General features: G+C 41.4%; 11 protein-coding genes and 3 tRNA genes. 7 read left to right on the forward strand and 7 right to left on the reverse strand.

Annotation, left to right across the window (positions count from 1 at the left end):
- Window positions 1–850: 850 nt before the first annotated feature.
- The 5 genes from ACFE93_RS03355 to ACFE93_RS03375 form a co-directional block, all read right to left on the reverse strand.
- Window positions 851–1,711: a PEP-CTERM sorting domain-containing protein gene (locus ACFE93_RS03355; protein ID WP_375472017.1), complete on the reverse strand. Its 861-nt coding sequence runs from the start codon at window positions 1,709–1,711 to the stop codon at window positions 851–853.
- A 758-nt stretch (window positions 1,712–2,469) separates the two neighbouring features.
- A complete protein-coding gene (locus ACFE93_RS03360) occupies window positions 2,470–5,526 on the reverse strand; it encodes a hypothetical protein (RefSeq protein ID WP_375472018.1) in 3,057 nt (1,018 codons plus the stop codon).
- Window positions 5,527–5,556: 30 nt separating this feature from the next.
- Window positions 5,557–8,304, reverse strand: coding sequence for a tubulin-like doman-containing protein (locus ACFE93_RS03365; RefSeq protein WP_375472019.1), 2,748 nt, complete (start codon window positions 8,302–8,304; stop codon window positions 5,557–5,559).
- Window positions 8,305–8,324: 20 nt separating this feature from the next.
- On the reverse strand, window positions 8,325–10,097 hold the full coding sequence (locus ACFE93_RS03370; protein WP_375472020.1) for a VWA domain-containing protein: 1,773 nt from the start codon (window positions 10,095–10,097) through the stop codon (window positions 8,325–8,327).
- 860 nt (window positions 10,098–10,957) lie between these two features.
- On the reverse strand, window positions 10,958–13,879 hold the full coding sequence (locus ACFE93_RS03375) for a GAF domain-containing protein (RefSeq protein ID WP_375472021.1): 2,922 nt from the start codon (window positions 13,877–13,879) through the stop codon (window positions 10,958–10,960).
- A 133-nt stretch (window positions 13,880–14,012) separates the two neighbouring features.
- Between ACFE93_RS03375 and ACFE93_RS03380 the strand changes: the two genes are divergently transcribed.
- Both ACFE93_RS03380 and ACFE93_RS03385 read left to right on the forward strand, forming a co-directional pair.
- A complete protein-coding gene (locus tag ACFE93_RS03380) occupies window positions 14,013–14,387 on the forward strand; it encodes a hypothetical protein (protein WP_375472022.1) in 375 nt (124 codons plus the stop codon).
- Between the two features lie 14 nt (window positions 14,388–14,401).
- Entirely contained in the window at window positions 14,402–15,562 is a 1,161-nt protein-coding gene (locus tag ACFE93_RS03385; protein ID WP_375472023.1) for a quinone-dependent dihydroorotate dehydrogenase, read from the forward strand.
- Window positions 15,563–15,698: 136 nt separating this feature from the next.
- Here the strand turns inward: ACFE93_RS03385 and ACFE93_RS03390 are convergent, their stop codons facing one another.
- On the reverse strand, window positions 15,699–16,424 hold the full coding sequence (locus ACFE93_RS03390; protein WP_375472024.1) for a hypothetical protein: 726 nt from the start codon (window positions 16,422–16,424) through the stop codon (window positions 15,699–15,701).
- Window positions 16,425–16,985: 561 nt separating this feature from the next.
- Here ACFE93_RS03390 and ACFE93_RS03395 point away from each other — a divergent pair.
- From ACFE93_RS03395 to ACFE93_RS03415, 5 genes are all read left to right on the forward strand, one after another.
- Window positions 16,986–17,115 (forward strand) — tRNA-OTHER (locus ACFE93_RS03395).
- A gap of 44 nt (window positions 17,116–17,159) precedes the next feature.
- Window positions 17,160–17,286: transfer RNA gene (locus ACFE93_RS03400), tRNA-OTHER, on the forward strand.
- Window positions 17,287–17,339: 53 nt separating this feature from the next.
- A tRNA-OTHER gene (locus ACFE93_RS03405) sits at window positions 17,340–17,465 on the forward strand.
- Window positions 17,466–17,502: 37 nt separating this feature from the next.
- Window positions 17,503–19,104: a TROVE domain-containing protein gene (locus ACFE93_RS03410; RefSeq protein ID WP_375472025.1), complete on the forward strand. Its 1,602-nt coding sequence runs from the start codon at window positions 17,503–17,505 to the stop codon at window positions 19,102–19,104.
- A 230-nt stretch (window positions 19,105–19,334) separates the two neighbouring features.
- Complete coding sequence (locus ACFE93_RS03415) at window positions 19,335–19,457, forward strand: hypothetical protein (RefSeq protein ID WP_375472026.1); 123 nt, start codon at window positions 19,335–19,337, stop codon at window positions 19,455–19,457.
- On the opposite strand, the gene ACFE93_RS03420 is transcribed toward ACFE93_RS03415, so the two are convergent.
- Complete coding sequence (locus ACFE93_RS03420) at window positions 19,450–20,301, reverse strand: peptidoglycan-binding protein (protein WP_375472027.1); 852 nt, start codon at window positions 20,299–20,301, stop codon at window positions 19,450–19,452. The genes ACFE93_RS03415 and ACFE93_RS03420 overlap by 8 nt on opposite strands.

Consider the following 20,301-nt stretch of genomic DNA (forward strand, 5'->3'; position numbering starts at 1 on the left):
TATTTGCAGCTAACTTTTCTTTTGCTAATGAATTTAACTCAATGGCAATTGCCAGTGCAGAATGAGCATGGTCTTTTATCTCTCAGTTTTATGACAACTGTAAAAAGAGTACTCTGGGCTTAAAACGATATTTACAGTATCTTGGCATTAGTTCCGTACTTGAGTTGAGTATTTTGGGAAAGTTTTTTTAAGTCATTGTTGCGTTAAACCCATAATATACAAGCCAGAAATGCTCATAGTTGCAGTGAAATTGTCAAGATTACACTATCCACTAGAACACACGTTTGTAAGTGTGTTTGTGTAATCAATAGGGACGAAAACACATCTATAAAGTGTGATTCATTCAGTCGAAACCAAATAATTGGGAGATGACTGGCTTATACAGAGTAATCGATAAAGACTAAGTTCGCACTTTAATCCCTTAGAGATGACAAATTCATTGTTATAGCTATTTATTTGCATTTCTTTAATGCTTGCTTGTCAGGGTGCAAAATTACAAAATCATTTGCATACCTAATGACTTGGGGTTTCTATAAATGCCATTTCCCCTTAATTTTTATTTTTCAGGGAAGACGCTTTTTATAGCAGTTCTCGTTTATGTGAGTTACACCCGTAGTGGTATGGCAAGCCATACCCTTACACTTGTGATATAAAGTTGTGTAACGCATCTGAATAGGAACCGCTATATTATGGTTTCTAAACTGTGCAGAGCAATATTAGCCAAAAGTACAGAGAATAGAGTAGTTTTGGTCTGACTTATCAGTGTCTTTTAGCCAGTTCACTTTTACGATGGATTAATGTGACTTTGCTTTCGCTATCCATTACCTGAATTTTCCTCAGTGCAAACATACTAAACAGACCTTAAATCCTTATTAACCAACAACGCAGCCGAAGAAGCTCTTTTACGCTTGCGTATCGAGACAGCACCAAACATAGTGCAACTAAACAGCGAACCTAGAATTGTTGAGGGTTCTGGGACAGTATATACGCTCACCTGATTACTTTTAGATTCTATTAATAATAAACGAGTTGACTTATCGAAAGTACGGGAATATTTACCCTTAAAGCTAGTCGAAGCAGATTCCTTTGTTGCGCCAAAAGATTTATCAATAGATGAATCAAGAGTTATGTTACTACTCGGTTCAAATACAAAAGCATCATTGTTACCTATAGTTGATAAATTTCCAGAAATCTTGAAAGAGTCTAAAAGCTCAAGAGTCTCGCTGTCGTATAACTCATATAAGAACTCTCCACTAGCATTTGCACGTTCAGTCAGTGCATCATCAATGGATGTTTTAAGGTTAAATAAGCCACTGAAATCAAAAGAAAACTCTTTGTCTTTGTCTACTATAAAATCATAACCGATAATCCCAGCCAAGCTTTTCGCCGACCCTGTATAGACATCACCCTTACCTTCAGCTTGGCTCAAGGACAAATTGGAGGCAGAGTTGTTTGTATCGATATTAAACTTAGCCTCAGCGTTAGCATCAGCAGTTACTTGGCCACGTCCACTTGTGCTAATTGCTTTAGTCTCAGTATCAATGAAAGTCCTAACATCTAAAGTGTTGCTACTAAAGTTGTTGATGTTGAATGTTGACTCAGAACGTGCAAAGGTAGCAGCTTGGCTCGGTAAGGTAGCCAATATCGAAGTAGCGATCGCTGGAGTAGCTAGTGCAAAAAAACGATTGACAAATTTGATGTACTTTTTCATACAAGTTTCCATTTTTCTTTTTATGATGATAGTGTTGTAAATTTGCCATACTTACTGACTCCTTACTAATGAGCAGGAGTAAAATATAGGCAAGTAGGATGAACAACTTGGGAAATTCTCAAGCTGGTTTTGTCTTATGCAGAAGAAACCTTCTATATAAAAACGAATACTTTTTTACCGTTTATACATTAAAACTAAGTAATAACCATATCAGTAATTTACTTATATTTTCTGTACATTCGGTAATTCCTTACATACTTATACTAGCCGTGCATCGATTATATCGTTGTAAAGTTTGAGTAAAAAGGAGAGTTTTTTTATTGGTATTTACGTAAGGATTTAGATAGGCAGAAGTTTACATAAGTGATGTTGATGCCAGAGCATCCTTTAATGGCAAGCAAGTCACTGGAAAATCAAGCGACGATCGCCTGTACCAATTGTCGAAGTCAAAATTGGTAGCAATATGGTTTGGTTAAGGTGCATAGTCTAAAGATCGTCCTTAGTGCCTCTTAAAAAGCTACAGTGTACACACAAGTCCTAAAAACCTAGCTTGATAAGACTTTTCTTGTTCCCAGTCAGAACTGGGAATGCATTCATTGAGTCTATGACTTAATATCTGACTGGAGGCACAAGGTCTTGCACCCCTACGTTCGCGGAGCGTCCCGCAGAGATGGGATATTTTTTTACTGGAAGCCGTTTAGGGGTTGGGTTAGGTCGTATATTAAGTTTCCAGAGAAGTAAAAAAGGTGATTGAATGCCTAATTCAGAGGGTTATAGTCTGAAAGTAGACGATCCAAAAGCTTACGTTCGTAAAGATTTAAATATGAGGCCGATGTTCCGAATTCCTGTAGTTTATGGTAGATAAAATCACGTTCAAATGTTTCAAGGCGTTTTTCTAAGTCTCCATAGAGTTCCTGAAGGGTAAACTCAGTTGCTAAAGCTAAGGCAATTTGTTCTCGGTCTTTACCAAGTGACCGACTCTTAAATTGATAATCGCCTTGAGAATGCTGGGATAGTAGCCCAAGAGCGATCGCTAACAGTAGGGTTTGATAAGCTAGTTTTAATTCTCTACCAGAACCAATTTCTTCTGGGATTAAATCGGGAATGTTTTCGTCTGGCTCGATTTGTTCGCTCTGAGTCCGTTCGTAGCAGTCTCGATAATACTCAATTTGACTAAGAAAATAAGCCGGAAAACCCAACGAACGAGTCAAAATACACAATCGCTGCTCATCTTCAGCTACCAAAGCGGTTAAAGTACGACTAAATCGACTGTAAAATGCAAAAATTTGTTCTTTATCTTTTGCTCCCACCCAGAGGGTAATCTCCCGTTGAGAGGTTGGGTTTAAGTTAGTGTCAATATCTTGAATTCGCAGTAACAAATTAGCGTTATCATAAAGTTGATTCAAACGCAAATTAGCTGTATTAGCGGCAATTAAATCTGATTGCTTTAATACTTCGCCAATAGACAAATTACCCAATTGCTCGAATTGCTGGCGAGCAAAGGGCATAAGTTGGTTCTGAAATTCTTCAGCAGAAATTTTCCACGAGTGAGAACGGCTAACCTGTTGTTGAGTAAACTTTTCAGTTGGTAATGTGGAAAGGAAACTTTGGTAATAAGTATCAATATCCGCATCAGTGAGAACTGTAAGCCGAATTTCGGAGAACTTTGTTGTAGCTCGATCGCGTTGAGCAACTAAATTATTGTATATCTCAGAGAAATCGGACAGAGTTTGACGTAAGGTTTCAGTTCTTTGTTTAGCTGTTTTAATCAAATAATTTAACGCCTCGACACGGAGATTTTGGGCGTATAAATCGTATTCTAACTTTAATTGTTCATTATAACTGCGACGCAATTCTACAGCGGTTGCTTTAATAGTGCTTTCTAGGCGTTTAATTTGTTTCTGAACCTTCTGAATCCGATCGCGAATATTAGTGCTGTACTTGAGCCAAACGATACCTAAGTAAGTCAAAATTGTTACCGCAGTCCAAAGCAGATAAGTAACTAAGTTAGCCCAAAACTTTTGCAAAAATAGCCATAGTGTTGATTGGCTGAAAATTCCGGTCAGAATTAGCAAGGCTAATAAAGCAGCAGTAGCCAAGGTAGGATAAACGATCAGATACTGCGATCGAAAACGGTTTTCTTCTGTTAGTAGTTCATCTAAGTTATCTGTGGCTTTTTCGAGTTGATTTTCAATAGCCGTTAAGTGGTTCTGAGCTACAGCGATCGCAGCTTCGGCTTGTTCACGAGCACGAGCGATCGCCGTAAAGCGAATTTGTCGAGCTTGTTCGATTTCGGCATTTAACGCTTGACGGTACTCAGCAATTGCCGTTTCTAACTGTTTCTGAGTTGTTTGTAGCTCTTGCAGTTGTTCTTCAGATTTTCTTTCAGCTAAAATATCTTGTAATTGTTGCTGCCGCAATTTTAAGGACACAACTTGGTTGAGTAGCTTTTGGGTGGCTTCTTTATCAATTGTTACCTGCAATCTTGAGTCGAGAAATGCTTCAGCCGCACGCAGTTCTGTAACCAGATTCTGGGATTGATCGCCTACGGCATCCGTTTGCAGTTCCAAATACAAAAAGGTCAATATGTTTAATAGCCTAGTTGCTTCATGCAAGCCTCTAGGTGTAGCATCAGCATAGCGATTAATGGTGCGGTCTAAGAAGACGGTTAGTGTTGCCTGTAATTGTTTGCAACAATTTTCCAGCGTGCGCTTATAGGAAAGTAGCTCTTTATTTTCAAATTGCCGATAAGCACGCTGTAATTCCATCCCATATTCCTGAGCCTGGCCAGCACGCATCTCAAGGCGCGGATTAAAATCTTGCCAAACTGGTTTGCCGTTGTCTCTTTCTAATCCGAGAAAAGCATTACTGAAATCTTCGCTGAGTATAAATCCTTTGGCATCTAACAGGCATTTGCGAATTGCCTCTGGAGTAAATTCTGCTTTCGGTAAAAACTGCTCGATCATAATATCAGCAGCTAAGGCAGCACTCAAACGGTTAATAGTTGTTTCTCCTGCGAAAAACAGTTCTCCATAACCAAATGAACTATAGGCGGGTATTTTTCCCCGCACTTTTTGGGCACCAATCAATAAGCCACTGGTTTCCGGTTCCACAGTGAGAAAACCTGCCAAAGCATCAGCATAACTAGGTAAATTATCCCTTAGTCCCCCAATTCGCTCGTCCATCAGCCAGCAGTTATCAAAAGGTGCTGCTTTTTGGGCACCTGTAATTACAACTCCAGTGGTCATTTTGTAATCTAACTCTTTCAGGAGCGTGTAAGCAGCGCCGTAATCAGCAGTTGTAACTTGGGTAAATAACCCTGGCAGTAGCAATAAAGCTTCTAGGCTGTAAGGAACATCTATAAAGTACTTAGAAAATAGCCAACGAATTAAGCGCACTATGTCAAAAACTACTGCCCTAGCAAATTGATTGCTGAGTGACAGCATGAGATATATTCGATGGTTGCTGCTGATTTTCACTCCTTGGCGTTTCGCAGCGATCGCTTCTTTTGATTGACTAGCCGTTTTCAGTAATTCAATCAGTGCAGTTTGCAGTTCGCCAGTCGCGTCGCTGAACTGGGTACGAATTTTGGAGACATAAGCTTGTTTACTATGAGTTTGAGCAAGATCAAAACTCATGTCAGCAAATTGATCTAACTCGCCACTAAATCCAAAAGCTTGACCATCCCAAGTTAAGGTATAAGTTTGAATTAAACAGCTTTCGGCGGCTGGAAATTCTTGTAGTTGCCGTTTAATGGCTGCACAAAAAGCGGCACTGTGAGGATCGAGTGCAAGTAAAATAGTTGGTTTTGGCATGGGGACACTCTCAGAGTGCAAACTATGGGGCTAAATAATCACATCTATATCTTCCAGGTAAGCTTCAATTTCCTGGATTTCCATTTCTACCTGTTCTTGAATCTGGGCATCAACCTTGCCTCCCTTTAAAACCTGATTGAGGTGATTGATGTAGTTTTGCAAAGTAAATTTGGCTTTGTCTTGGTCTTCATGGGTAATACGCTCAACTTTGTTAGCAATTTCCTTGACTAGAGGTAAATTACTTTTGAAAGTTTTAAATGCTGACTTGCGATCGCCTCCCAATGGCAAAACTCCGCCTTCTAATCTTTTCGCTTGTTCTGTAGAAACGAAATATTTCTTACCCTGATTGACAACTAATTTATACGGATCGGGTGCTAGGGCTAAAGCAAACCAACGCAACGCCCCACCGTCGTCTTCTGGAGGAATTAAATTAGCTAAGTTTGTCCAATTGCGATGCAGATGCTTAAAGACTTTATTGGGATCTAGGTAAGCTGACTCCATATCCCTCATGCCGTTGAACGCAAATAAGGGAACACCAATTTCGACTCGAAACAGCATCACCTTATGAGGTTCGCCTGTCGGTACAAAAGAAGGATTATTATTTCCTCTAGGCAAGCGACTAGAAAGAGGCGGATTGCTAAAAACTGTATTGTTACTCTCTACTCCGTAGTAATAAAATTCTGTGATTAGGTGCTGCTGTTGAATGGGAATTTCCGATACTTCATACTGCCAGAGAGGAACTGCAAGTTTGCCAAGTTGTTGCAAATCTTGCCCTGCATCTTCGGGATTGCTATCTGTTAAAACCTCCTCCACAGTCATACTGGTGAGAGGATAGTAAGCTTCATCGACAAATCTCAGAATTTCAATCTCGACATCTTCAGCTTTTTTCTCAGACCAATTCGTTAAAGTTTGAGACTGTTCTCGATGCCAACGGATAAAATCTTCGCCAGTAACTTTGGGGCGTTTTGATTGCAGATTGATGCGCTGAATGGTGTGAATAAAAGGATTATCGTTACTTCCTTGACGGTTGACCTCGTGATAACTCTGTTCTAAATCTCGATAAACTTTATCTAAGTTGCTATGTAAACGTTGGCATTTTTCCTGGATTTCTTCTACCTTAGTCCGCAATACACCATAGAGTTCAGCCGCTTTATCACACCGTTTCCAATGTAAATAAGTCTTCCACTTTTGATCAGCCCGTTCTTTGTATCTCTGGCAAGCAGCTTGAATAGTGTTTTTATTTGGGAACCAAGTTTCTGCGGCTTCTTTAATTTTTTCTTCTTGTGGTTCTAATTTCAAAGCATTGAAACTAGATTGTGCCTCTTGTGACTTGCGTTGCACATTTTGCTGTAATTCATCTAATTGTTGGGAAAGTTTGCTCAAAAAGTCCAAAACATAAGCTAGTCCATTGGGACGGTTAAGACCGCGTTCCCAGAAAGTTGCGATCGCAGCAGTTGCAGTTTGCTCTAAGCGATGAAAATTCAATCCCAATTCTTGAGCCGTCCGTTGTTCAAATTGATCTAACTGCCGTTTGTAAAGTTCTTTGATTGTCGCCAAAGCTGTGCGATCGTGACGGATTTCGCCAATTCTAAATTCGGGTTTCATCTGTCCGCCGCGATCGCTTTCAGTCAACGCATTCAAGACAGTAGTAGCGTCTGCTAACTTGCAATCTTCTAAAAACCGGGCGATGTCGCTTTCTAAATCGATTGCTGGGGTAGATGCCATTAACTCATTCTTCAGCAAGCTTTGAGCATCCTCTAATTTCATCCGCTCGTATTGCTGTACTGGCAGAGTCAGGGTAGCAAAGCCAAAACTACAGTAATTTATATTGCGTCCTCGAACTTTTTCACCAGTTGCCAGATAAGCGCGAATGTTATCAGCAACGTTAGCAGCGTCTAGACCGATTTGAGAACCAATTTGGATGTACAAGCCATCTGCAACTAAATTTTGCAAATCGTCTGGACGACCGACTACGGTTCCATTTTTGTTAACCCCGTCAATTAAAAATACAGCATCAAAAGGAGGGCGATCGGCTTTGATTTTTCTGATACCATAATCAATCTCAATACTATTAGATGGTGACAATCCCCAAAAGTATTCGATTTCCTTAAGAGCACCGTAAGCATTAGACTTGACCAAGTGAGTTTGGGGAATATTGGCAAACACTCTGGGTAAAACAAATACCCCCGTAATGTTGGAAAAATTATTCAGATGTTGCCGTGTTAAAAAAGCCGCATCTAAGAATGTGCCACTGCCCGTCCCACCAGCCAAACTGCCAACAATAAAAACTTCGACACCATCCCGACTGGAAACTTGAAAGTTATCTGTAAATGTTTGTTTGCTGGTGCGAATTTCGCGGACAGAATTAATTGCTTGAGCAATTAAAGCGTCAATATCGCCTACTTTCGCAAATAAGGCGAGCCGTCCCCGGGCCCGAATCTGTCCAGCACCACTGATCAGGCTGGCTGCTGGAATGTCCCTAGGCCACCATTCCGCGATGTGGTCGTTACGTGTTAGGGGTAGGGGATTGGCAACAGAAATTGCATAAAGTTCATTAGGTTCTAAGAAAACCTTAGTGCCATCAGGTGATTTTTCTCGTTCTTGGATATTTTCGGTAGTATCAATCGAAATAAAACGAATAACTTCTGGTACTGAGCCGTAAACATCTATGAATCGCTTTTTAAGTTTGAGTACGACTTCATAACCCGTTCCTCCTAACCCGATAACAACGGTAGGTCGAAAAACAACCGTGGGACGCACAACCGTGGGACTTAACATTCACTTTCCTGTGATATTATTCAAAAGTTTGTCTGCCCACTGCTTGGCTCAGAGGGCCTTTGGTGTTCAATCCAGTTAAACTGCAACTTAACATTGCCAATCTGGATGATGTCCTCGTTGTAGAGTTCATCTGTATTTATCTTTTTAGTATTGACAAAAATTACACCTTTCAAACACCGCAAATCTATATTTTTTTTACCTGCCCGCCAAACTGTGACTAACTCAGCATCAGAATCTGTAGCCACAATGGCTGGTATCAAATCACTCAGGCATACTCTACCCTTCTGTAGGTGAGTGAGACTAATCTCTTCGTCTTCCAATGATTGTGGCAGTGGTTCTAGCACTACCAATGCTCCTTCTAAACGGTTGCGGTTGCGGAAATCTTCGACTAATTCCAAGGGCGTTTTGCGTTGAATCAAGCAAACTACTATCAGGGCAATTAACAACATCAACAGCCCTAAAAGCAACCAAATAACTATTTTTCGTCCCAATGGGAGCAAAATATGTAGATGAACTTCCGCACTGACAGGACTAGCAATTGAGTTATCTGGGGTCAGGACTAGGGTGAAAGTGCGATCGCCTTCAAAATTGCTATCAGCAACCTGCAACTGCACAGGAATACTAGTTTCTCCTGGTTGTAAGGATATAGCTGCTGAAGGTTCTGCTACAGAAATCTTTCTGGAATTGCCTTGCAACTGTAAGCTGGCTGTTCCAGATATATTAGTGCGAACTACCAAAGTTTGGGTTTCAGTGGTTTTGCCTACCTCTGTTGAGCCAAAATCTATTTTTGTAGGTTGTATTTGTAGTTTCGACTGAATGGTTAAAGGTAGGTCAATTTTAATTGGTGCGATCGCTTGGTCTGTGCCGATCAACACCAAGCGCAAGCTACTAGCGCCCCCCTTTGCCTGTGCTGGTATCTGTAAACGCACGGGAATGACTGTTGCTTGATTAGCAACTAAGTCAATGGTGCGATCGGGTGAAATTAAGCGAATACCACTTTGCTGAGGGTCTTCCAGTTGTAAACTTACCTTAGCATTGACATTACTGATGCTATTAATTTTGAGCGGTTCAGTAGTTGCTCCTGGCAATACTGGCAGTAAATTGGTAGTGGGTAGATTAACATCAAGCTTGGGCTTAATTAGCGCTGGTCGGATATTTTGAGCCAGTTGGTTCAGCTGAACTCCTCCAGGATCTCGCAATACTTGCCCCTTACCGCAAAGTGCTGGATTGTTAGCAAAGTCATTCAGTTGCTTTTCGTGTTCTTTTAATCCTAAAGACACAAAAAATATGTAGGGCTTGCATTGTTGCTCACGTAGAAACTGGGTATTCCCAGGAATAGAAACGGGATTAGGAATACCACGCACATCTTCTAATCCGTCCGTCAGAAATACGATACTGACAGTACGACCAAGAGCGTTAGCACGTTTATTTAACAGGGCAGAATGTTGCAAAGCCTTTTGCACAGCTTTACCTGTATGAGTACGCACACCCTCAGCTTGAAGTGAGCTAATTATTTGCTTGAGTTTACCTCTGTCTGGATTACTGTTAATAGTGATATCATTGGCGTTTAGTGTGACATCTCGAGCAAAGCTATAAATAGTAACCGTATCGCCTAATCTAGCCGTATTAACAAATTCAGTAATAGAACTTTTGACTGGTTCAAAAATGTTTTTCGTTCCACCTACACCACGCATTGAAGCAGAAGTATCTACTACTAAAATCCAGTCAATTCCCCCTTTCCTAGTTATCTGAGCCGATGCACTACACAAGTTAGAAATTGATATTATAGCCAAAAAAATAATGCTTCGGACTGAACCAAATTTCAACCAATGCTTGAAGTATCTAAAGCTCATTGATAGATTCCTCCAGACATATAAATTTTATATTGGTTTTCTTCTAAGCTGTAGCTTAAGAGTTGAAATTTAATCCTCTTGATGCTTGTAAATATTTTGTAGCATCTATAAAATTATTTTTGCTGTAAACTTAAAATCCATAAAATGACAGTTATAATTTGATGCACTGATTCCATCTCATTAGCTAAAAAAATTAGGCTTAAGCTGCTATTGCCATTCCAAAATTAATATAAAACTTTGATTAAATATGTAAAAGCAATATGCAATTTCAAAAATTAATATTGATTTAATCATTCATGCAAAGTATTAAATATTGTTCTAATATTTAACCAATAATTAAATACTGACCAATTGCTAGAACTTTCCAGATTATTAATATTTACAAACGTAATTAATAGAAAACTTTTGCCAAAGTTGTCCAGTTAATTATTTTTGTTCGGAATTAAAATTAATAATAGTGCTAATCAGCGTTTTATCAAGTTATATGTTAACTACTATTTAAAAAAATGTCACGTATTTTTCAGATATTCAAGTTATCAAAAGCTACCTGTTGAACTCTTTATAGACTCAGTAAATATATACAAAATAGTTGAGATAATTGCCAATATAATTTTATATTTACGTTTAATTAGCCTTGACAGTGACAAAGATAAATTGTTAAAGCTTGTAGTTATAGCAGTTCTCGTACAAGTAAGTAATTAACCACAGCACATCTGTACTAATCTTCTCTGTGGGAATGCGAAGCGCATCTGCGTTTAAATTTCAACCCTTCATTCGCCGCGATTTTAGGCAAAGTTGTACTAAGAATCATGAACAGCTAACGGCAACAACAAGCGACTGACTACCCGATTATCTGGTAACTGATAGAAATTCAACTCTCCTCCTAGTTCTTGCATGAGGTTTTGGCAGATCACCAGATGTAAAGCTGGTGGTTGGTCGAGGTTGGAAGGAGTAAGCACATCTTTAGGTATATTTTGATATAGTTCTGTGAGTAGCTGTGGTTCGATCGCACCATTATATGTGATCGATAATTCTAGCGATGTCTGATGTTCAGCCCCTTCACTTGTAGAAGAATACTTTATATCTGAGGGTTTTGACGCATCTAAACGGCGACACCAAATATCAATTCTGCTGCAGGTTTGAGAACGGTTACAGGCAGTAACCAATAATTCATGGATAACTAATTCTATTTTGACAATATCACCAGCGATCGCCATTGCAGATTGAGCGCTGGAGGTAGGAACGCCTCTAACTAATGAAGAATTCTTGGGCGCTTCTTGCTCATCAATTGATTGTCCCAAACCATGTACCCCAATCCACAGCTTTTGTTGTTTGAGTAAATTTTCAATCCGTTCGAGCGCTCGCTTTAGTAAACTGGCTATGGACATAGTTTCCCAACTAATATGTAGCTGCCAGTTCTCAAGTTTTAGCATTCCACTCATAGAGGTGGCTGTATGATCTAACTGCCGCAGTAATAGCTGGTAGCGCATCTGAGTCAGTTCATTTGCAGGAATGCCCAAATCGTGTATTTGTTTAAGGGAGTGCGCTGTTATTCTTTGAATTTCCTCTAGGCGACGATGTTTGTACCAATTAAGTTGTCGTAATTCTTGGGTTGTAGATTCTAAAAGTCGGGTAATTTGCTTTTCACGACGCCACCAGGCTAATTGAGAAATCAGAGTTGCTGTTGCACTCAGGTTTTGTTCTGACCAGCGACGCTCTTGATAGTCTACAAGTAACACTACACCAGTGGTTTCATAATCAGCAGTTGTACGTAATGCCATTACCAAAATTTGACTTTTGTCTGGAACATTCAACCATTTCCGCGTTTCTGGAGGTAAATTATCCACCTTCAAAGTCAGGTAACTCTCTGTAGCAAGTGCCCACTGAATTAAGGCTTCAGCCTGGATAGAAATAGATGCATCAGAAAAAATCCCAAATTGGCTATTGTCAATCACTCCAGGGATAATTTCTGCCCAACTTTCACCAGGTGCCCAGGATAGCATTAGCGCTAAGGGACAACCCAAAATTGATGCTATTTGTTCGAGAGATGCACCTTCTAAATGCTTTTTTTTGACCTCAATGCTGTTCTGGGATTGTGTCAGGATGCGTAAGCATTGCTCAAATGCCTGGGAAGTTTTTTGCTGCTGAGTGGTGCGGTTATGTAATTGCCACTGACGAACAATTACACCAATCTGTTGACTGACAGCCCACAGCAATTCCTTTTCTAGAGTTGTCCAAGAACGATGGCTTTCATGAGTAATCAGCAAAAGTGCTGCTGGTATATGCTCATGAGTGCATTTACAAACAAGTAGCGATCGCACATTATTCTCTAACAACGAGGGTCGCCAATTAAAAAAGCGTAAATCTTCATCTAAGTTCTCAATTTCCACCGCTTGAGTTGAACTTTCCAAAAGCTGCCCATCTAATTCTTTGAGAGTATGCAGGGTAAATGTCAACGGTCGGCGATTATGAGGCTGACTTTGATAAGTAAATTGATAATTCTTCTGCTCAGAGTCATACTGCAACAGTAAAAAGCGAGTAGCACCTAATCGAGCTAAAACTCTTTTAGCACAACTATGTAAAGTTATCTGAAGGTCATGTTCGCTATAGATACCTTGGGCAACTTGGCTAGTCAGTTGAGCATCCTCTTGAATCTGTTTAATAGTGCTTTCCATGCTTTCGGTAGGTGTAACTAGGGAGATTAAACCAGCAACACCCTGGACAAAATTTTTGTCTGTGTCCGTCCAGATGCGAGGTTCATTGCTTTCCACCGCCAGAAAACCGACTAAGTTCTTTTGCCAGATAATCGGAGCTGCTAGGAGCGATCGCACCTTCAAGCGTTCCAGCAATTTAGCTGTAAAATGGCTTTTTAAAGAACTGCGGGCATCACCAATCGAGACTATTTGGTTAACTGCCAAAGCATAATAAAAATCGCTCAACTCCTGTACAGTCATTCCCGCTGCTTGCTGACTGCTAGAATTGCGATCCATTTTGACCAGCTGATTGCTCATTCGACACCAAAAGTAGCGCCCTTCTCGCTCAAACCAGTAAACATTTGTCCGGTTGGGGGAGACAAATTTATGAGTTGCTTGCACCGCTATTTCAAGTCTTTGATTCAGGTTGCTGAGGGTGCGTAAATTTTCTAGCAATTCTAATAATGGCTCGTCGGTTCGCCTGGTTTGCTTTTGGTGCTTATGCATTTCATTTTGATAAAGCACTGCCCCTAGTTCACCTAAAACCATCATCAAACGTGCTTTTGCTTCTCCTGTCAGTAGGTAGCCCCAGCGTTCTGAACCCAATAACAGCAAGCCCAAGCAACGGTCTTTGTAGCGAATTGGTAAAATAATCGTTCCTTGGATGTGGAATTTTTCGGCAATTTTTCGCCATTCGGCGGCACGGATTTCAGTTTGCAAATCAGCTACGCCCAAAGGATGCTGTTCAATTACTACTTGTTCTAATAAATCTCCAGGACTTAGAACAACTCTTTGGCGTAAAAAGCTCATGTCACGATCGGGTGTAATGCCTCCTTTGCCGAATAATATGTGATTCAAGCGATCGTAAAGAGCAATCCAAATCAGTTTGTAGTCAAACTCTTCTTTGAGATAAGAAATAGTAGTTTCAATCAGAACGTCAACATCATCTTCTTCTCTGAGGCTCTGGAGGACGCGCCCCAAAGAGAGGATCTGCTGTTCGGCGGCTATAGGTTTTTGCGGCTGCCCCATCTGATTTATTGGTTAACATAACTTGTAATATATAAGATGCCCAGAAAAGCACCCTGAGTAATATTGCCACAGGTGTTTGCTAAAAATTGTAGGTAACAGGTTCGTTAAAGTTAAATTATGGAGTGCTAGGGAAATGGGCGAAACTCCTTCTGATGCTCAAGAGGAGCAGAGACAAGTCTCAGAGGAAAAGCGAGAGTCTGCTGAAGATACCAGGCTCTCGCAAGAGGATGAGCGAGAGTCTGCTGAAGATACCAGGCTCTCACAAGAGGAGCAGCGACAGCTGGCTGAAGAAATGAGAAATTATGCCGAACAAACCCGGCTGCTTGCTGAAGAAATGAGAAATTATGCCGAAGAAATGCGGCAGATTGCTGAACAAATGCGGCTATCTAAAGAAGAACTCCGACAAGCTAAAGAGGAAGCACGGCAAACTAAAGAGGAACTCCGTCAAGCTAAAGAAGAACTCCGACGAGCTAAAGAGGAAACGCGGCAGTTTACCGAATTCGCGTAGTTTTAAGGATTGAAATGGATATTTATCAACTTGCGATTCGTCCGCTTTTGTTCAATGTGGTAAAAACCGATTCAGAGTGGTTACACCAGCAGACGATTCGCAGTTTTAATTGGCTATCGCAAACCCCTGCTAGTTGGATAAACCAACGCCTAAAGCAGTCTTTATGTCTGTACGATTCCCGCCTAGAACAAAATTTGTTTGGGCTAAACTTCCCAAATCCTGTAGGGTTAGCAGCTGGCTTCGACAAGGATGGAGTAGCTGCTGGCATTTGGTCTAACCTGGGTTTTGGCTTTGCAGAACTAGGAACTGTAACTTTTCACGCACAGCCAGGAAATCCGCCTCCCCGTTTGTTTCGCTTACCGTTGGATAAAGCTGCTCTCAATCGGATGGGCTTTAATAACAGTGGTGCAGCAGTAATGGCGGCACGTTTGGCACAAGAAAAGCATGAGTTAACCCGATCCATACCCATAGGAATAAATTTGGGTAAATCTAAAGTAACTCCCCTAGAAGCAGCCGCACAGGATTATCTCGATAGTTTTCATTTACTCAAAGATTTGGGAGACTATTTTGTTGTTAATGTCTCTTCTCCCAATACACCAGGGTTGCGATCGCTCCAAGATGCTTCTATGCTCAGTGCCATCTTAGATTTATTACAACAAGAAAATACTACACATAAACCAATTTTTGTCAAGATAGCCCCAGATTTAGATTGGGTTGCGATCGCTGACATTATAACTCTTGCTAAAACCTACCAACTGGCGGGAATTATCGCCACTAACACCACGATCGGCCGTGATGGACTGAAAACCCAGGTGATTGACCAAACTGGCAAATCACCCCAGGATGAGGCTGGCGGAATTAGTGGTGAACCATTACGCGATCGCTCCACTGAGGTAATTCGTTTTATTTGGCAGCAAACTCAAGGACAAATCCCGATTATTGGCGTGGGTGGCATCTTTTCTCCTGAAGATGCTTGGGAGAAAATTACTGCTGGTGCTAGCTTGATTCAGGTTTATACAGGCTGGATTTACGAAGGCCCAATGATGGTACGCCGAATTCTAGCAGGTTTACTTTCCAAGCTAGAACAAAGCGGATTAAATTCCATCAATGATGCTGTAGGTTTAGAATTCAAAAATCAACGAAGGCAGGAGGCAGGAGGCAGAAGGCAGGAGTAAGACTGTCCGTACTCTAGAACTGTTGCGACCAGAGGGAGCAAGGGTTTAAGACAACAGCACTAAACTCTTGTTCAGGGCAGCCAAATAATTCTCGGTCGAATAAAGGGATAATTTCCCCTCCTGCCTCTTGCCTCCTTCAAACTTCTTTCTCCACTGGGAAAAACTCCTTAGTTTTTTCCGAGTATGACCAGGCAATACCATCAGGGTCTTTGCTACGACTCCACTCAGGAAACTCTGGATCGTTTCGCCGTTTATAAACCGTGCTGGAATAGACATTTAGCCGTTTAGCAAGCTCAGATTGAATGAGAGAGCCAAAAATTAACTGTTTTTCCAGCGATAGTTTAGCTTCCTCATGGGTTTGCTGTGGGAGTGATTCGGTTTCTGGTTCTTCCTCCTGTGTGGTTGGTGGTGGTGCTAGGAGCGATCGCGCTGTTTTAGTAACTGGTTGAGCCGGAAGTTCTTTAACAGGCTCACTACTATCAAGAATATTGCCGAGAATGCTGGCAGTTATAAAGTAATAAGACTGCCCTGCCTCTTCAGAGTTGACTATACTGGCACCAAATTCCGAGGCTTTAGTATCCAAGTAGCGTTTTGCCGTTGTTCCAGGAAAATTGCCTCTGATTGCCAAGTCCATTGGCGTCAGTCTGCCCTGATTTTCACGAACCAATTGATGAAAAATTGGGTTAACTCGCACAGTCCACTGTTGCCATTGATATTCCTGCCAAAGCTTGAAGGCAATTACCAGCACAATTACCGCCAGTAAAATTCTCCAAGTGGTAACTAGGAAAATAATCAAAAACGAGATGGGCAAAAGTAGAACGAGAAAAGCCTTACCGTTACCTTCTATGGATTTCTCACTCATGCCGATTTTTGCCAAGTGAATTTTGGGAAATAATATTATTATATTGGCAAAAATTGAGACACTTTTTTGTATCTTTTGGCAAAGTTACGGCAAATTTTTCGGCAAAATCTTTACTCAATAGGTGTTATAGGTTTATCAACCTTCTGCTTATCTAATATCGTTCTGCGATCGCACAAAAGTTTTTTGCCAGAGAAAATAAGAGGGTTGTGATGAGAGCGATCGCCATACATCTCGGATAATCTGCTCCCGAAATTCTGAGCAATGGCTTGCTTGTACTCCTCAGACTTTTCTTTCCACAGCAATAATCCTAAATTGGTTTGTCAGACCCTTGACAATCGATATTACATGTACTACATTAATAATACAAGTCAACTTTCACTAGGAAGTTAACTTTCAGCAGTAGCGAATAGCTCAAATGGCAGAGCGCCTACCTTGCCCGGAAGGGCGGACGTATTGAGGGTTATCGCATATAACTAAAACACCCTCGATCAAACTTCTGGAGGTGTAGGTAAAAATCCTACTTCGTTACAGCAAATTTAATGCTGAGTTTTGAATTTATATGTGGTGGGTAGCTCAGTGGATAGAGCGCCTAAATATCCTTATTCACACCTTGCCTGAAAAGGCCGACGAATAGAGGGTTATCGCCTGCCAAGCGGGAGGTCGCGGGTTCAATTCCCGCTCCACTACACCAATTAATTTTAGATTTTGGATTGAATTTAAATTCAAAATTTTCATGTGGCGGGTAGCTCAGAGGTAGAGCGCTAAACATCCTTGTTCACCCCTTGCCTGCAAAGGCCGACGAATTAGGGTTATCGATTAGGGTTCGAGAGGTCGCGGGTTCAAATCCCGCTCCGCTACACCAAATAATTTTGGATTAAATTTAAAATCCAAAATCCAAAATCCAAAATTTTTATGTGGCAGATAGCTCAGTTGGTAGAGCGCCGAAAAACATCCTTGTTCACACCTTGCCTGAAAAGGCCGACGAATTAGGGTTATCGCCTCTTAAGCCGGATGTCGCAGGTTCGATTCCTGCTCTGCCACCTTTCATTTTTGCCCGCAAGGGCCGGGAGATGAAACGATGAATTACAATTTTTTTACTAAAAAGAAGACAACTACACCTCAAAATCAACCTATCCCCGGACGAGAAGCAGAAATGGTTCAGGGACGTTCCGGCGGCTGGATGTTTGATGCTGGTATTTGGAAAATGCTGCGCCGTTGTTTGTTGGTTGGCACAGCAAAAAGCACTTACTACGCTGGTAAACAGGAATTAACTGAGGATTTTGTGACAGTTGTCAGACAAGCTGTTGCCGAAAATCCTGGACGTGTCGCAGAAGAAATTCTTTATGCTAGCGATGGACGCGCCATCAATAACAGTGCGCCTATCTTGGCTTTAGTGTTGCTATCAATGGGTGAAGCACCAGAAGCAAAACAGGCGTTTGGTGAAATTTTCCCGCAAGTTGTCCGCACTGGTAGCCACTTCTACGAATGGTTGAACTACACCAAATCTCTGCGGGGATTTGGCAAAGTAGTGCGGGAAGCTGGTAAAAGTTGGCTTTCACGGGAAGATGTCAAGAGTTTAGCTTATCAATTGTTGAAATATCAACAGCGTCAAGGCTTCTCCCACCGGGATGCGTTGCGGTTATTCCATGTAAAACCGCCTACAGAAAATCACCGTCAACTATTTGAGTGGGTAGTCAGAGGCTGGGAAGAATTGCCAGCAGATATCCCCTCAGAAGCGTTGGCGCAGATTTGGTGGTATGAGTGGCTGAAGCGGAATCCAACTCAAACTCATGAAGCTATTTCCCAAGGACGCTTAACCCACGAAATGGCTGCACCTGTGGGCAAAATGGATCGGGAAGCTTGGCATCTACTATTTCAGGAAATGCCAATAGGTGCAATGTTGCGTAACTTGGGTTCTTTGACTGAACTGGGTGTGTTGCAAACAGATGAAAGCGCTAATTTGCAGCAAGTGGAAGCAGTTCTTAATCGCAGAGAACATCTGCGTAAAGGTCGCATCCATCCAATTGATGTTTTGAAAGCACTCAAAACTTATCAATCTGGTGGAACATTAGGACGCAGTAAGAAAACTTGGAACCCAGTTCCTCGAGTTGTGGACATTTTAGAAAAGGCGGTTGAACTGTCTTTTGGTGTTGTGCAACCCACAGGTAAAGTGTTCATGCACGCCGTGGACGTTTCTGGTTCTATGGGTAGCATGGTTGCAGATATGGGACTGACTTGCTGTGAAATTGCCACTACAATGGCACTGGTGACAGCAAAAGCAGAGAAAAACTACATGATTCGTGGTTTTGCTACCGAATTCCGGGAATTAAGTATCACTGCCAAAGATAGTTTTAGTTCTGCGGTTCGCAAAGCTAGCAATCAAAATTTCGGTGGAACGGATGCATCGGTAGCTTATGACTGGATGATTAAGAACAAGTTTAAAGCTGATGTAGTCTGCTTTTGGACTGACTCGGAAAGCTGGGCTGGGTATAAGCATCCAAGTCAAGCACTGAAGGAGTACCGCAAAAAGGTAAATCCCAACGTCAAGGCGGCGTATGTCACCTTGACACCTTACCAAATTACTTTGGTAGATCCTGAAGACTCGCTGTCTTGGGATTTGGCAGGGTTCGACCCAGGTACGCCTCGGATCATCCAGATGCTGGCTACGGGTGAATTGTAGATATTGCTGAAGGGTAAAGAATGAAACACTTTATCCTTCATACTTAATGGCGGGTTATCCTTGTTCGCAACTTGCCTTTCGGGGCCGAAGAATTTAGGATTATCGGTTACGTCTCCACCATTGTGGGGATTAGCGGGTTCAATCCCCGCACCCGCCTTTGTTTTTGATTTTTACCTCACGCAAAGAAGAAGGCGATTTAATTTTTGAATGGTCGTTTTTCTATTTCAGCGATGGGTAAGAGTAGCGTGTCTTCGATGTGCGTAGGCGCAGCCCGTCGTAGACAACGCAAACATTTGACACAGAATAACATAGCGATCGCTCATCATATATTCAACTATCGAATGGTTAATTAAATAATCCCCCCATGAAATTGATAATTGGTTTCCAAAAGATACCAGTTAACACATAGGGAGCGTATTGTAAAAGCGGTAAGCTTGGCTGCTTCGACGGCTTTAACGGTAAACACTCCAAGAGAAAAGGCACTATACAGGTAAGTCCATAAGCAGTTGCTAAGGCTCTTTTCCATTCAGGATCATCACCTGCGATCGGGCTACAGTAAATACCCAGCATAATGAAAGAGATCATTAAAAACTGCTCCCAGAAAAACCAGGATTGAGGTGGTAGAAAATAAACTAACTGGAGAAAGCTGTTGTTCTCTATTTTTTGTCGCATTCCCAAAAGTACAGCCCAAGTTGCAGCTCCAACAATACCATCATCTTTCAGTCCATAAGTTCTTTGAAAGCGTTTAACGCCTCTTTCAGTTTCACGACTAAAATACCCGTCGGGTTCTTTTTTGAAAAATCCTTCTTCATGGAGAATAATTTGCAGTTCCTTAACTGCATCCTGTATTTTTGGAGACATACTTTTTTGATTGCAGTAAAGCCTTGGGTAGAAAAGGCAAGCCCAACTTAATGGCCCAACGATTCCATCTACCTGAAGATTATTGGCTTTTTGAAAATTTATTACAGCCTCTTCTGTTTCTAAGTCAAATTTACCACTAATATCTGAGAGAAAACCCTGGGCTTGCAGTCGCTCTTGCAGTTCATTTATTGATTCCTGTGCAGAGTTGGGCGAAAAGCCTCGGTATAATATAGGACGTTTATTGAATACACAGACTTGTTTTTCTTCTGGAAAATAACGCCGGGATTGTTTTAGTCCAAACAAGAGGTTTAGAAAGCTAAGTATTTTATTTGTCAT

Origin of the sequence: uncultured Nostoc sp., from assembly GCF_964247315.1 — a bacterium.
GTDB lineage: Bacteria > Cyanobacteriota > Cyanobacteriia > Cyanobacteriales > Nostocaceae > Nostoc.